Source organism: uncultured Thioclava sp., from assembly GCF_913064665.1.
Classification (GTDB): Bacteria; Pseudomonadota; Alphaproteobacteria; order Rhodobacterales; family Rhodobacteraceae; genus Thioclava; species Thioclava arctica.
This window is the reverse complement of the sequence record NZ_CAJYBT010000003.1, coordinates 22,431-36,070: the sequence shown is the minus strand read 5'-3', so window position 1 is coordinate 36,070 and position 13,640 is coordinate 22,431. Positions and strand designations below refer to the sequence as shown.

At 58.4% G+C, this 13,640-nt stretch carries 12 protein-coding genes and 1 tRNA gene; 10 read left to right on the top strand and 3 right to left on the bottom strand.

All coding sequences use genetic code 11. The features are described from left to right. Position 1 precedes the first annotated feature (1 nt). On the bottom strand, positions 2-631 hold the full coding sequence (locus tag QZ571_RS01750; RefSeq protein WP_295530771.1) for a DUF1109 domain-containing protein: 630 nt from the start codon (positions 629-631) through the stop codon (positions 2-4). Continuing rightward, positions 628-1,176, bottom strand: coding sequence for a sigma-70 family RNA polymerase sigma factor (locus QZ571_RS01745; RefSeq protein ID WP_295530768.1), 549 nt, complete (start codon positions 1,174-1,176; stop codon positions 628-630). The genes QZ571_RS01750 and QZ571_RS01745 overlap by 4 nt, the downstream gene beginning before the upstream one ends. Positions 1,177-1,321: 145 nt before the next feature. On the opposite strand from QZ571_RS01745, the gene QZ571_RS01740 reads away from it, so the two are divergent. Genes QZ571_RS01740 through QZ571_RS01725 form a run of 4 tightly spaced genes read left to right on the top strand, consistent with a single transcriptional unit; the run spans position 1,322 to position 3,701 of the window. After that, positions 1,322-1,603 (top strand): DUF2282 domain-containing protein, encoded by a 282-nt coding sequence (locus QZ571_RS01740; RefSeq protein WP_295530766.1) that lies wholly within the window; start codon positions 1,322-1,324, stop codon positions 1,601-1,603. A 55-nt stretch (positions 1,604-1,658) separates the two neighbouring features. Then, the gene (locus QZ571_RS01735; RefSeq protein ID WP_295530763.1) at positions 1,659-2,498 is read left to right on the top strand and encodes a DUF692 domain-containing protein; all 840 of its coding nucleotides are present in this window, start codon (positions 1,659-1,661) and stop codon (positions 2,496-2,498) included. Further along, positions 2,452-3,237, top strand: coding sequence for a DNA-binding domain-containing protein (locus QZ571_RS01730; protein WP_295530760.1), 786 nt, complete (start codon positions 2,452-2,454; stop codon positions 3,235-3,237). The genes QZ571_RS01735 and QZ571_RS01730 overlap by 47 nt, the downstream gene beginning before the upstream one ends. Then, positions 3,234-3,701 (top strand): DoxX family protein, encoded by a 468-nt coding sequence (locus QZ571_RS01725; protein WP_295530757.1) that lies wholly within the window; start codon positions 3,234-3,236, stop codon positions 3,699-3,701. The genes QZ571_RS01730 and QZ571_RS01725 overlap by 4 nt, the downstream gene beginning before the upstream one ends. Before the next feature lie 211 nt (positions 3,702-3,912). Here QZ571_RS01725 and QZ571_RS01720 read toward each other — a convergent pair. Then, positions 3,913-3,997, bottom strand: a tRNA-Leu gene (locus tag QZ571_RS01720). A 160-nt stretch (positions 3,998-4,157) separates the two neighbouring features. On the opposite strand from QZ571_RS01720, the gene QZ571_RS01715 reads away from it, so the two are divergent. The 6 genes from QZ571_RS01715 to gltB all read left to right on the top strand — a co-directional run bounded on the left by QZ571_RS01715 (position 4,158) and on the right by gltB (position 13,594). Beyond that, complete coding sequence (locus QZ571_RS01715) at positions 4,158-5,147, top strand: complex I NDUFA9 subunit family protein (RefSeq protein ID WP_295530754.1); 990 nt, start codon at positions 4,158-4,160, stop codon at positions 5,145-5,147. Positions 5,148-5,194: 47 nt separating this feature from the next. Continuing rightward, positions 5,195-5,995 (top strand): undecaprenyl-diphosphate phosphatase, encoded by an 801-nt coding sequence (locus QZ571_RS01710; protein ID WP_295530751.1) that lies wholly within the window; start codon positions 5,195-5,197, stop codon positions 5,993-5,995. Positions 5,996-6,211: 216 nt separating this feature from the next. After that, positions 6,212-7,645, top strand: coding sequence for an NAD(P)-dependent oxidoreductase (locus QZ571_RS01705; protein WP_295530748.1), 1,434 nt, complete (start codon positions 6,212-6,214; stop codon positions 7,643-7,645). Positions 7,646-7,684: 39 nt separating this feature from the next. Beyond that, positions 7,685-8,395: a hypothetical protein gene (locus QZ571_RS01700; RefSeq protein ID WP_295530745.1), complete on the top strand. Its 711-nt coding sequence runs from the start codon at positions 7,685-7,687 to the stop codon at positions 8,393-8,395. Continuing rightward, positions 8,392-9,072 (top strand): hypothetical protein, encoded by a 681-nt coding sequence (locus QZ571_RS01695; protein ID WP_295530742.1) that lies wholly within the window; start codon positions 8,392-8,394, stop codon positions 9,070-9,072. Before QZ571_RS01700 ends, QZ571_RS01695 begins: the two co-directional genes overlap by 4 nt. Next, complete coding sequence (gene gltB, locus QZ571_RS01690; protein ID WP_295530739.1) at positions 9,059-13,594, top strand: glutamate synthase large subunit; 4,536 nt, start codon at positions 9,059-9,061, stop codon at positions 13,592-13,594. Before QZ571_RS01695 ends, gltB begins: the two co-directional genes overlap by 14 nt. Positions 13,595-13,640 lie beyond the last annotated feature (46 nt).

Sequence of the window (13,640 nt, the reverse complement as noted above, 5' to 3'; positions counted from 1 at the left end):
CTCACCAACGCAACACAGAGCGTCCGATCAAGGCGCCAAGCCCCGCGGTGATCGCGATCCCGGCCCCATACCATGTGACATAGAATAGCGGGCTATCCTCGGTGCAATGGAGCGCATAAATCGCGGTGCCCAAGCCCCCGGCTGCAAGCCCCGCGATCAGCCCCGCGCGCATCGGCGCCATCACGGCCCCGCGTCGCAAAGCCACCAAAAACGCCGCCAGCAATGGCACAGAAAGCGCCGGAATAGAGACTAAACAAGGCAGAATTGTCTTGCCGGTGAATTCCATCATTCGTGCCTGAGACGGAGTGGTGAGATACGCAAACACCAACAACCCAAATCCAAGCATCGGAATAATCCACAGCCAAGCCAATCGCGCGCGCGCCAAGGGCTGCGCAAGACGCAATGCCAAAGGTGCCGCCAAAATCCCCAGCAAAAGCGGTAGCACCAGTTTGGGTAAGACTTCGGGCGAAAGCAGGGTCTGGGAAAGCGGAAAGCGCACGCCCAAGCCCACTGCCATCGCAGCAAAAGAAAACAACGCAGCGGGAAGCAACAGACGCCAGAGAACAGCGCCAGGAAGCGGCTCTGCAACCCGATCACTGCCCAGCATGTTCAGCAGATCATCCGTTTTCATATCTCGATCAGCCTTTCTCTTAGCTCGGCCAGTTTCTTGAGGCTCCGATGCAGCATGACCCGCACTGCGCCCTCGCTCATGTTCAGCATGTCACCAGTCTCAGCAATAGAGTGTCCCTCAAGCCCAATCGCGCGCACCAGTTGCGCTGCGCGGGGCTCAAGGTGGTCAATCACCCTCTCGATATCGTTGCGCTCGGTCGGGTCCGAAACCGGCTCGGCAGGCAAAACCTCAACAAAATCATCAAGCGGCACGTGCACGCGTCGCCCGCGTTTGCGAAATGCATCGACCACCTTGTGACGCGCAATCGCGTAGCACCAAGGGGCCGCCGGTTCATCTTCGCGCCAAGTGTGGCGCTTGAGGTGGATCGCCAAAAGCACCTCTTGCACCACATCCTCACAATCGTCTGGCGGCAATCCCGCCGAACGCCCGCGCACGACCCCACGCAAAACCGGCGTAACCGCGTGCAGGAATGCCTTATAGGCCTGCGCATCACCCGCATTGGCGGCACGCAGCAATCGCGTCCAATCTGCTTGGCGATCATGCATCATTCTGTCCCTTCGCCACGCAACATCCGTTCGTTACAACCCGCTCGGAAAATAAATTTTGCACACATATCGTAACGCTTTGGTGCGCGGTTGCGAATGGTTTACAGGGCCGCACCGTGCCCGCAACCAATTTGGGAGAGTAAAAATGAGCAAGATCGAAACCACCTTGGGTATCGCCGCCGCCGTCACCTGTGCCTTGGGCATCGCCACCGCAGCACAGGCCGACGATATGTCAAAGAAGATGGAGAAATGTTTTGGCGTAGCGCTCGCGGGCCAAAACGATTGCGCCGCCGGTCCCGGCACCACCTGCGCTGGCACCGCCACGATGGACTATCAAGGCAACGCCTGGAAGCTTGTCCCCGCAGGCACTTGCGCTGAGATCAAGACGCCTCATGGCATGGGCTCGCTTGAGCCGATCAAAATGTGATCACACTTCTGGGGCAGGCTTGTGTCTGCCCCATTACCCAATCACGGAGGCGCAAATGTTACCTGCAAAAACGGGCCTCGGCTTCAAGCCAGAGCATTTTCCAGCGATAATAGAGACACAACCTGACTTGGGCTTCTTTGAGGTTCACGCCGAGAACTATATGAATGCTGGCGGCATGCCGCATGCGATGCTCGAGCGGCTTCGCGAAAACTATGCCATCTCTGTCCATGGTGTCGGGCTTTCGATTGGCGGCCCAGATCCGCTGGACGAGCCTCATCTGACTCGCCTCAAGGCATTATGCGATCGCTATCAGCCCGAAAGCTTTTCCGAGCATCTCGCCTGGGCAAGCCATGGGGGCACTTGGATGCATGACCTCCTGCCTCTCCCCTATACCGCTGAGACGCTGGATATCGTGTGTGATCACATAGATCGCCTGCAAGAGGTTCTTGGCCGCAAGATTTTACTCGAAAACCCAGCGACTTATCTGACATTCGCACAATCCGACATTCCCGAAACCGTGTTTCTCGCACAGATCGCGCAGCGCACCGGCTGTGGTCTGTTGTTGGATGTGAACAATGTCTTCGTCTCTTGCGTGAACCATCGCAGCGATCCGCGTGCCTATCTTGATGCCTTTGCAATGCACGCAGTTGGGGAAATCCATTTGGCGGGTCATGACAGCGAAGAGTTGCCCTCGGGCCCGCTTTTGATCGACTCGCATGGCAAGGCGGTGAGTGAGCCTGTATGGGCACTTTTTGGTGAGATAGTCTCGAAATTTGGCCCCATTCCAAGCCTGGTTGAATGGGACAATGACGTGCCTGACTTTGCCACGCTCTTCGCCGAGGCGCATCGTGCCGCCCAACGTCTTGAGGACACGCGCCATGCCCTCGCATCTTGAGTTCGCCCGCAGTTTCCAAACCGCGCTTGGCAGCGATCATCTCCCTTTGGGGGCGCAAGCGGGTGATCCGACAGAGATTGCCCAGCGCTTCAATGTCTATCGCAACAATGTCGCCTACGGGCTTTCGCGTGCCCTGGCACGGCAGTTTCCCGCGGTTGAGCGCCTGGTCGGCACGGACTGTTTTGCGGGCGTGGCGCAGATATTCATCGAACACCACCCCCCGCGCAGCCCGAATTTAACCGACTGGGGCGTTGAGTTTCCCGAGTTTTTGGCTTCGTTAGAGACACTTTCGACGCTCCCCTATCTTCGCGATGTTGCGCGTATCGAATGGGCACGCAGCCGGGCCTATCACGCTTGCGATGCCAAACCTTCTAGCTCAGAGCGCCTCAAGAGTTTGGCCCAGCACCATAGCATCTGCCTGCACGCCTCTGTGCAAGTGCTGAACCTCGCGACGCCTGCTGGAAGCATCTGGGCGTCTCAGCAACCCGGTGGCCCCGCGCCGCCAGCACCGGAGAATTGGCTTCCCGAAACGGTGCTGATCGCGCGGCGCGGCGTTGCAAGCATGATCACTGAGCTGATCCCGCCAGAGATTGCATGTTTTCTGCAACAGATTCTGGCCCGACAAACGCTTGCAACCGCATGCGCCAAAGCGGGACCAGACTTTGATCTCACTGAGGCGCTGGTCCTTTTGATCCGCAACGATCTAATCACAGACATCAATGATGGGAGGATGAAATGACGTTTCAGACCTTGGAAAAAAGCACCAATCAGAGACTGATTCACCTATATTCGCACGTCACAAAGTTGGGTGGACGTATTCCAGATAGCGTCGTCTTGCTGGCCGCTCGCCTTTTTCCGGCCGTTATCTTTTGGCAATCCGGTCGCACCAAAGTTGATGGCCTCTCAATCAAGGACTCGACCTACACGCTGTTTGAGCAGATCTATGCCCTACCCGTCATTCCCCCACATATCGCAGCGGTTGCCGTGACCTTTGCCGAGCATCTGATGCCGATCTTTCTGGTTTTGGGTCTCTTTACGCGCGCGTCTGCGCTGGCTTTGCTGGTGATGACACTTGTCATTCAAATTTTTGTCTTTCCGGATGCATGGCTAACGCATGGGCTTTGGGCAATCTGCTTTCTGATCGTGATCACGAAAGGACCCGGTGTTTTTTCGCTCGATAAGATTCTACGATTGGAACGCTGATGCGACACTTCCCAATCCGTCCTCGCCATAGCTGAATGACAATTTCGACCGAGACCTCGTCGTTCGAAGAAATACGATCAAGGCGCATCACTCAATTTTCGATGACATGGCCGCAAATCATTTGAGAAAGACCTAGCCCTTTTCATTTGTGGGAACGGGGCGATAAAATAGAAAGAGCCCCAAGAAACTGAGTTTCTTGGGGCTCTTTTTTTGGTGCCCAGGAGAGGACTCGAACCTCCACGCCTTGCGGCACACGGACCTGAACCGTGCGCGTCTACCAATTCCGCCACCTGGGCAGGTGTCGTGGAGCGCGATCTATAGAGGCCCGAAGGCACTGTCAACGGGGCAGGGCACGAATTTTCGCGACACCGGCTTGTGAGACGCCTTAGGCCTTGTTCCTGATGGGGCGAGGCGGTAATCAAGATACGAATTCTTTGCAAGGAAAGGCCTGTGCGCATGTCCAAGCTGGTCACGATCTATGGCGGTTCTGGGTTTGTCGGACGCTATATTGCACGCAGTCTCGCCAAAGAGGGCTGGCGCATTCGCGTCGCTGTACGCCGCCCCAATGAAGCGCTGTTTGTCAAATCCTATGGCGCTGTCGGTCAAGTAGAGCCGGTGCTATGCAACATTCGCGACGAAGACAGCGTACGCGCCGTGATGTTTGGCGCCGATGCGGTGATCAATTGCGTGGGCATCCTCGTGAACGAGGGCAAGAACAAATTTGATTCGGTTCAGACGGCCGGGGCTGCGCGGGTCGCGCGCATTGCCGCTGAACAAGGTATTGCGAAACTGGTGCAGATCTCTGCCATTGGAGCGGATGCCGACAGCCAAAGCGCCTATGCGCGCAGCAAAGCCGCTGGCGAGACCGCCGTGCTAGAGGCCTATCCGCAAGCCGTAATCCTGCGGCCCTCGATTATCTTTGGCAATGAAGACGGGTTCTTCAATAAATTCGCAGCGATGTCGCGGCTTACGCCTGTTGTCCCGATCACCGGTGGCGATACGAAATTCCAGCCTGTCTATGTCGATGACGTAGCTCAGGTCGCCGCGATGGCTGCAAATGGCAATGTTATCCCCGGGATCTACGAACTTGGCGGGCCCGATGTCGAAACCTTCCGTGATCTGGTCAAGAAAATGCTTGGCGTGATCAATCGTCGTCGCTTTGTGGTCTCGCTGCCATTCTGGCTCGCGGGCGTGATGGGTGGCGTGTTTGATTTGGTTCAGACGGTCTCTGGCGGACTGTTGGTCAACCGCATCCTGACGCGCGATCAGGTGAAGAACCTGCGCGCCGATAATGTGGTGGCTGCTGATGCCAAGGGTTTCGCTGATCTGGGCATCACGCCGATGGCGATGGACGCGGTGCTTGAGGGCTATCTGTGGCGCTTTCGTCCTGGCGGTCAGTATGACGCGATCAAAGCCTCTGCCAAAAATCTGCATAAGTCTTTGTGATTAAGCGCGGTTTGCGCATCCTGATTCCTTAACAAAGGCCTCTGAGATTGACCTATTTCAACGACGTCCTGCTGGGCGTGATCGAAGGCATCACTGAATTCCTTCCGATTTCGAGCACCGGGCATTTGCTGCTTGCCGAACATTGGCTGGGCGCGCGGTCTGACACCTATAACATCGTCATTCAGGCGGGCGCTATTCTGGCCGTTACGCTGATTTATTGGCATCGGATCGTTGAGCTGCTTACCAACTGGCGTGAGCCTACGAACCGCGACTATCTGGCGAAGCTGAGCGTGGCCTTTCTGATCACCGCCGTGCTGGGCCTGATCGTGAAGAAGCTAGGATTTGAGCTGCCAACGACGATCCAGCCGATTGCCTGGGCGTTGGTGATCGGGGGCATCTGGATGATCGCGGCGGAACGTGTCGCCGAACACCAGTCCGACCGCAGTGTCATTCTGTGGCGCGTCGCGATTGCTGTCGGCTTGGCGCAGATCGTGGCGGGAGTCTTTCCCGGCACCTCGCGGTCTGCCGCGACGATTTTCGCAGCGATGCTGTTGGGTACGTCAAACCGTGGCGCGGCCACCGAATTTGCGTTTCTCGTAGGCATTCCGACGATGTATGCGGCCAGCGGCTATGAACTGCTCAAGCAGTTTACCGGCGGCGCCGGCGTACAGGGGGAGAACTGGACGTCGATGAGCATCGCCTTTGTCGTCTCGACCGTGACAGCGTTTATTGCGGTCAAATGGCTCCTAGGTTTCATCCAGACCCATCGCTTTACCGCTTTTGCGATTTATCGAATCCTCTTTGGCGGCTTGCTTCTGGGGATGTCTGCGGTCGGCTTTCTTGGCTAAGGCGAACGAATCAGCTTTTTGCGCTCCGGTCTGTCGTTAATTATCACGCCATATTCGCAAAATGGTAAACTAAGCTGACCTAATTTGAGTGATTTTGCGCCGCCTTCGTCGCGCCAACCCGAAAAATATCGCAATTAGGTCAGCACCACTTACTTTTATTGCCGCGCGAAGCGGTGTAGCAATGCGCACCCAAGGTTCACTCAGGGAGGCGCCGACATGGCCAAGCAACCGATGCTCAAGTTCGTCAAAACGGCGAAGGAGATGCCTCAGAAGCGTGACGCAGATGTCCGCTCCCACGACTTTGGCGAAATTTATCGCGAATTCGCAGCCGAGAAAGCCGCCGAGCAGGCCAGTCGGTGCAGCCAATGCGGTGTACCCTATTGCCAGTCGCATTGCCCGTTGCACAACAATATCCCCGATTGGCTGCGCCTGACCGCTGAGGGCCGCCTGCAAGAAGCCTATGAGCTGAGCCAAGCCACCAACACTTTCCCCGAAATCTGTGGCCGCATCTGTCCGCAAGATCGCCTGTGCGAAGGCAATTGCGTGATTGAGCAATCCGGGCACGGCACGGTCACCATCGGCGCGGTCGAGAAATACATCACCGACACTGCCTTTGATATGGGCTGGGTCAAACCGATCAAACCGATGAGCGATCGCGCTGAATCCGTGGCCATTATCGGCGCGGGGCCGGGCGGCTTGGCGGCGGCAGATGTGCTGCGTCGCGCGGGCGTGCAGGTCACGGTCTATGACCGTTATGACCGCGCGGGCGGATTGCTGACCTACGGCATCCCCGGCTTCAAGCTGGAAAAAGATATCGTCATGCAGCGCGTCAAACAACTTGAAGAGGGCGGCGTCGAGTTCGTGATGAACTGCAATGTCGGCACGGATATTTCCTTTGATGCGATCCGGGGCAAGCATGACGCTGTTCTGATCGCTGCGGGTGTCTATAAAACGCGCGAGTTGACCGATCCGGGCGCGGATGCGTCAGGTATCGTGCGCGCGATTGATTTCCTGACGGCGTCGAACAAGAAAAGCTTTGGCGACGAGGTGCCCGAGTTCGAAAACGGCACGCTGAACGCCGAGGGCAAGCGCGTCGTGGTTATCGGTGGTGGCGACACCGCGATGGACTGCGTGCGCACGGCGATCCGTCAGGGTGCGACATCGGTGAAATGTCTCTACCGTCGCGACCGTGCCAACATGCCCGGCAGCCAGCGCGAAGTGCAAAACGCCGAAGAAGAAGGCGTGGAATTTGTCTGGCTTGCGGCGCCTGCAGGTTTTGCCGGCAATCCGGTGGCTTCGGTCTCGGTGCAGCAGATGCGTCTGGGCGCACCCGATGCCTCGGGGCGTCAAACCCCCGAAAAGATCGAAGGTGGCATTTATGACGAGCCTGCCGATCTGGTGATCAAGGCGCTTGGGTTTGAGCCGGAAAACCTGCCCGAGCAATGGGACACGGCCGAGCTGGAAACCACCCGTTGGGGCACCGTCAAGGCCGAGTTTGGCACGCATGCTACCTCGATCCCCGGCGTTTACGCGGTGGGCGATATCGTGCGCGGCGCGAGCCTTGTGGTTTGGGCGATCCGTGATGGGCGCGAGGCGGGCGATGAAATCCTGCGCTACCTCGAAAACGTAGCGGCGGTCGCGGCGCAGTAGTGCCACCGAAGCGACAGGGCCAAAAGGGCAGACACAAAGATGAACTTGGCGGCATTCTTTCAGGCAATCTGTGGAGGACTTTTCGCAGCCCTCCCGGCCTATGCTGCCAATTTCATCCCTCCCAAGGGCTGTGAGGTCTATTTGACCGCGCAACTGCACAACTGCCAGGTCGCCAATTACTACACCTGTTCTTCTGATCCTGCGGGCGATCAATGGGTTTCCTATGCCGATGGCAAAGGGGCCTATTTCCTAAGCCATATCGACAGTGAAACCCGCTGGATCGAGGCCCAATCACTCGAAACCGGCGAGATTGACAGGCTCGATCAGGGCGCATCGAAAGACAACGCCTCGTTCAGCACGCTTTTGGCGTCAGGGCGCGATGATTATGATTTCATCACGCGCAACAATTTCGCGCAGACCCAGCGCTTTGTCGGTGCCGATACGTTGACGGGCGAGTCCGTCACCATCGACGGTGTGCCGCTGGAAAAATGCAGCTTTGAACTCAGCGAATATGACGACCAGAACCGAAAGCTGTCGACCCGCAGTGGCGTGCAATATGTCAGCCGGAAATATCGCTTTTTCCTAAGCGGGCCGGAGCGTTTCGAAAATGCCTCGGGCGAGTCGCAGTCCTATGACGACAGCCCAGCGCGGTTTGATTTTCCGGGCGATCCGGGCTTTTCAAGCGAGACGCCCGAATATGACTGCGAGATGATGATGACGGGGTTTTCCCCCGCGGGCGGGCGCGGATGATTGCGCTGGAACACCTTGCGGCACCAAAACCGTTGCACATCCACTTTGCGCGCATGACGACCAGCATCGGGCGCAGCAATGTGCCGTTTATTACCGATGCCAGTCGAAGCTGGATGAATGTCCCCGAGCTTGCCGATGCCATTCAGCGTATCGTCGAAGAGACCGCCGAACAGGTTGCTGCGGGTGACATCATTGCGATCGGCAATTCGATGGGGGGCTCTGAGGCGATCATGCTGGCGGGCATGACGCCGGTAAACCGTGTGCTCGCCATCCTGCCGCGATATTCGGTCCGCCCCGATATGATGTCCGAGGAACCCCGCTGGACGTTCTTGCGCGACCGGATCGTGGAACGGCCCAATCCGAAGGTGCCTGATCCGTGTGATCGCGAATGTGTGGTCACGCTGCTGCATGGCGGCATGCAGGACGAATGGATGCATGCCTCGCGCTTTCCCGAGGATGCGGGCTATCGCCATTACCTCTTTCCCGAGCGTCGCCATACTTTGGCACGTTCATTGCACAAACAGGGTCTATTGCGCCCAATCGTGCAAGCCATCATCGAAGGGCGCCCGAGCGGCGCTCAACAGGCCATCGAGGCGGCGGGCGGCATGCTGCGCGCCGAATTTGAAGCCGCTGGTTTAACGCTTTCTCCGAAGGAGGCCGGACATGACGAAATATGATGAAGCCTGGGTTGCAGCTCAGGAAGCCAAACGCCAGTGGATGAATGAAAATTCTCTGTGGAAAGAAGAGGATGAAAAATCTTCTTGTGGCGTCGGTCTGGTGGTTGCCATCGACGGCAAGGCAAGCCGCAGGGTCGTGGAAAACGGCATTGATGCACTGAAAGCGATCTGGCACCGCGGCGCGGTTGATGCCGATGGCAAGACCGGTGACGGCGCGGGCATCCATGTGCAAATCCCCGCCCCGTTCTTTTACGACCAGATCCGGCGCACCGGCCATGAGCCCGACATGGAAAAGATGGTCGCTGTCGGTCAGGTCTTTTTGCCGCGCACCGATTTTGGCGCGCAGGAACGCTGCCGCACGATCGTGGAATCCGAAGTGCTGCGGATGGGCCATTACATTTATGGCTGGCGCCACGTTCCGGTAAATACCGGCGTTCTGGGGGAAAAGGCCAATTCGACGCGCCCCGAGATCGAGCAGATCTTGATCCGCAACGACAAGGATATCGACGACGAGCAATTCGAGCGCGAGCTTTACATCATCCGCCGCCGGATCGAAAAAGCCGCCGTCGCTGCACAGATTGCCGGGCTTTATATCTGTTCGCTGTCGTGCCGCTCGATTATCTACAAGGGCATGATGCTGGCCGAGCAAGTGGCCGAATTCTATCCCGATCTGAAAGACGAGCGGTTTGAATCGGCTTTCGCGATCTATCACCAGCGCTATTCCACGAACACCTTCCCGCAATGGTGGCTGGCGCAACCCTTCCGGATGTTGGCCCATAACGGCGAGATCAACACGATCAAGGGCAACATCAACTGGATGAAAAGCCACGAGATCCGCATGGCCAGCTCTGCCTTTGGCGACAGCGCCGAGGATATCAAGCCGATCATCCCGGCGGGTGCGTCAGATTCCGGTGCGCTGGATGCGGTGTTTGAATTGATGGTGCGCTCGGGCCGCTCGGCACCAATGGTCAAGACCATGCTGGTGCCCGAACCGTGGTCGAATGACGAGGCGATGCCGCAGGCGCTGCAAGATATGTATGCCTATTCCAACGCCGTGATCGAGCCTTGGGATGGTCCTGCCGCCTTGGCGATGACCGATGGCCGCTGGGTCTGTGGCGGTCTGGATCGCAACGGTTTGCGCCCGCTGCGCTATGTCATCACCGGCGATGGCGTGCTGATTGCAGGGTCCGAGGCCGGGATGGTGCCGATTGACGAGTCGATGGTTGTCGAAAAGGGCGCGCTTGGCCCGGGGCAGATGATTGCGGTCGATATGGCCAATGGCAAACTCTACCATGACGCCGAGTTGAAGGACAAACTGGCCCATGCACAGCCCTTCTCGGAATGGGTCAGCAAGGTCACCGATCTGAACGAGCAATTGCGGGACGTGCCCGAAGCCCCGAAATTCGAGGGTGCCGAGCTGCGCAAACGCCAGATCGCTGCGGGCTATTCGGTTGAAGAAATCGAACAGATCCTCGCGCCGATGGCCGAAGACGGCAAAGAGGCGATTGCCTCGATGGGCGATGATACGCCCCCCGCAGTGCTGTCCAAGCAATACCGCCCGCTCAGCCATTTCTTCCGGCAGAACTTTAGCCAAGTCACCAATCCGCCGATCGACTCCTTGCGCGAAAGCCGGGTGATGAGCCTGAAAACGCGGTTCGGCAATCTCAAGAACGTGCTTGATGAGGACAGCTCACAAACTGAGATTTGGCTGCTCGACAGCCCGTTCCTGGCCAATTCCGAATTCGACGCAATGCTCACGCAATTTGGTGAGCAGGTCACCGTGATCGACTGCACCTTCCCCGCTGGTGCCGATCAGGAGGCGCTGCATGACGGGCTGACCCGGATTCGCGCCGAGGCCGAAGACGCCGTGCGCTCGGGTGCGCTGCATCTGGTGCTCAGCGATGAGGCGCAAGATGCCGACAAAGTCGCGATGCCGATGATTTTGGCGACCAGCGCCGTTCATAGTTGGCTGACCAAGAAAGGCCTGCGCACGTTCTGCTCGATCAATGTGCGCGCCGCTGAATGTATCGACCCGCATTACTTTGCGGTGCTGATCGGGTCTGGTGCGACCACGGTGAACGCCTATCTGGCTGAGGATACGATTGCAGACCGGATCACGCGCGGCCTCGTTGAAGGTAGCCTTGTCGATGCGATGCGCCGGTATCGCGATGCGATCAATTCGGGCTTGCTCAAGATCATGTCGAAGATGGGCATTTCGGTGCTGTCCTCGTATCGCGGCGGTCTCAACTTTGAGGCAGTCGGTCTGAGCCGGGCGATGGTCGCGGAATATTTCCCCGGCATGCACTCGCGCATTTCCGGCATCGGTCTGCACGGCATTCAGCACAAGCTGGAAGAAGTGCATGCGAAGGGCTGGAAAGGCGGGCAGGATGTGCTGCCAATCGGCGGTCTGTATAAAGCGCGCCGCACCGGTGAAACCCATGCTTGGGGCGCGCAGACGATGCATATGCTGCAAACGGCGTGCAACCGGGCCAGCTATGATCTGTGGAAGCAATATTCCGCGATGATGCGGGCCAACCCGCCGATCCATATCCGCGACATGCTGGATATCAAATCGCTGGGCAAACCGGTGCCAATCGAAGAGGTGGAAAGCATCACCTCGATCCGCAAGCGCTTCGTGACGCCGGGGATGTCGCTGGGGGCGCTCTCGCCCGAGGCGCATAAACTTCTCAACGTGGCGATGAACCGGATCGGTGCGAAATCTGACTCCGGTGAAGGTGGCGAAGATCCGGCGCATTTCGTACCCGAACCCAATGGCGACAACCCCAGCGCCAAGATCAAGCAGGTCGCTTCGGGGCGCTTCGGTGTGACCGCCGAATACCTCAACCATTGCGAAGAGCTGGAAATCAAGGTCGCGCAAGGTGCGAAACCCGGCGAGGGTGGTCAGCTTCCGGGCATGAAGGTCACCGACCTGATCGCGCGGCTGCGGCACTCGACCAAGGGCGTGACGCTGATCTCGCCGCCGCCGCACCACGATATCTACTCGATCGAAGACCTCGCGCAGCTGATCTACGATCTCAAGCAGATCAACCCGCGCTGTAAGGTGACGGTGAAGCTGGTGGCCTCGTCGGGCGTTGGCACGATTGCCGCTGGTGTGGCCAAGGCCAAAGCCGACGTGATCCTGATTTCGGGTCACAATGGCGGCACGGGAGCCTCGCCCGCGACCTCGATCAAATATGCCGGTCTGCCATGGGAAATGGGCCTGACCGAGGCGCATCAGGTTCTCGCGATGAACAACCTGCGCGAGCGCGTCACCCTGCGCACCGATGGCGGTTTGCGCACGGGGCGGGATATCGTGATGGCGGCGATGATGGGGGCCGAGGAATACGGCATCGGCACCGCCGCGCTGATCGCGATGGGCTGCATCATGGTGCGCCAGTGCCAGTCCAACACCTGCCCGGTGGGCGTGTGTACGCAAGACCCGGAACTGCGCGCCAAGTTCACCGGCACGGCGGATAAGGTCGTGAACCTCATCACCTTCTATGCGCAGGAAGTGCGCGAGTTGCTGGCCTCGATTGGCGCGCGCAGCTTGGACGAGGTGATCGGGCGCGCAGACCTGTTGACGCAGGTCAGCCGTGGCTCGGCGCATCTGGATGACCTTGACCTTAACCCGCTGCTGATCACCGTCGATGGCTGGGACAAGATCGTTTACGACCGTTCCAAGCCGCGCAACTGGGTGCCCGATACGCTGGATGCCGAGATTATCCGCGACGGAGCGCGCTTCTTCGAAGAAGGCGAGAAGATGCAGTTGAGCTATGCGGTGCGCAACACGCTGCGCACCATCGGCACGCGGGCTTCAAGCCATATCGTCAAGAATTTCGGGATGCGCAACGCGTTACAGCCCGACCATCTGACGGTAAAGCTAACTGGGTCGTGCGGTCAGTCACTTGGCGCGTTTGCGGCACCGGGTCTCAAGATCGAGGTCTCGGGTGATGCCAATGACTATGTCGGCAAGGGTCTGTCGGGGGGCACCATCATTGTGCGCCCGCCAATGATTAGCCCGCTGGTGGCCTCGGAAAACACCATCATCGGTAATACGGTGCTCTATGGTGCGACCGACGGGTATCTGTTTGCCGCAGGGCGCGCGGGCGAACGCTTTGGCGTGCGCAACTCGGGCGCCAAGGTGGTGATCGAGGGCTGCGGATCGAACGGCTGTGAATACATGACCGGCGGTGTCGCGGTAATCCTTGGCTCTATCGGGCCGAATTTCGGCGCGGGGATGACGGGCGGCATGGCCTATCTCTATGATCCCGATGGCGTGGCCGAGGATCTGATGAACCTCGAAAGCCTTGTGACCTGTGGCTTGGGTCATCCCCATTGGGAAGCCCAACTCAAGGGGCTGATCGAGCGGCACGCGGCCGAGACGGGTTCGCGCAAGGCGTCCGATATCTTGCAGCATTGGCAGAGCGAGCGGGCCAACTTTTTGCAGGTTTGCCCGAAAGAGATGCTCGTAAACCTATCTCATCCGCTTTCGGATGAGCCTCAGGCGATGCCGGCGGAGTAAGGGAACCCTTCAGCCAACAAGACGTTATAAAGGGGCGGGGCCATCG

Excerpts from the sequence above, each read along its gene's own strand:
- QZ571_RS01750 (WP_295530771.1), bottom strand. The coding sequence starts at position 631 with ATGAAAACGGATGATCTGCTGAACATGCTGGGCAGTGATCGGGTTGCA.
- QZ571_RS01745 (WP_295530768.1), bottom strand. The coding sequence starts at position 1,176 with ATGCATGATCGCCAAGCAGATTGGACGCGATTGCTGCGTGCCGCCAAT.
- QZ571_RS01740 (WP_295530766.1), top strand. The coding sequence starts at position 1,322 with ATGAGCAAGATCGAAACCACCTTGGGTATCGCCGCCGCCGTCACCTGT.
- QZ571_RS01735 (WP_295530763.1), top strand. The coding sequence starts at position 1,659 with ATGTTACCTGCAAAAACGGGCCTCGGCTTCAAGCCAGAGCATTTTCCA.
- QZ571_RS01725 (WP_295530757.1), top strand. The coding sequence starts at position 3,234 with ATGACGTTTCAGACCTTGGAAAAAAGCACCAATCAGAGACTGATTCAC.
- QZ571_RS01715 (WP_295530754.1), top strand. The coding sequence starts at position 4,158 with ATGTCCAAGCTGGTCACGATCTATGGCGGTTCTGGGTTTGTCGGACGC.
- QZ571_RS01705 (WP_295530748.1), top strand. The coding sequence starts at position 6,212 with ATGGCCAAGCAACCGATGCTCAAGTTCGTCAAAACGGCGAAGGAGATG.
- QZ571_RS01700 (WP_295530745.1), top strand. The coding sequence starts at position 7,685 with ATGAACTTGGCGGCATTCTTTCAGGCAATCTGTGGAGGACTTTTCGCA.
- QZ571_RS01695 (WP_295530742.1), top strand. The coding sequence starts at position 8,392 with ATGATTGCGCTGGAACACCTTGCGGCACCAAAACCGTTGCACATCCAC.
- gltB (WP_295530739.1), top strand. The coding sequence starts at position 9,059 with ATGACGAAATATGATGAAGCCTGGGTTGCAGCTCAGGAAGCCAAACGC.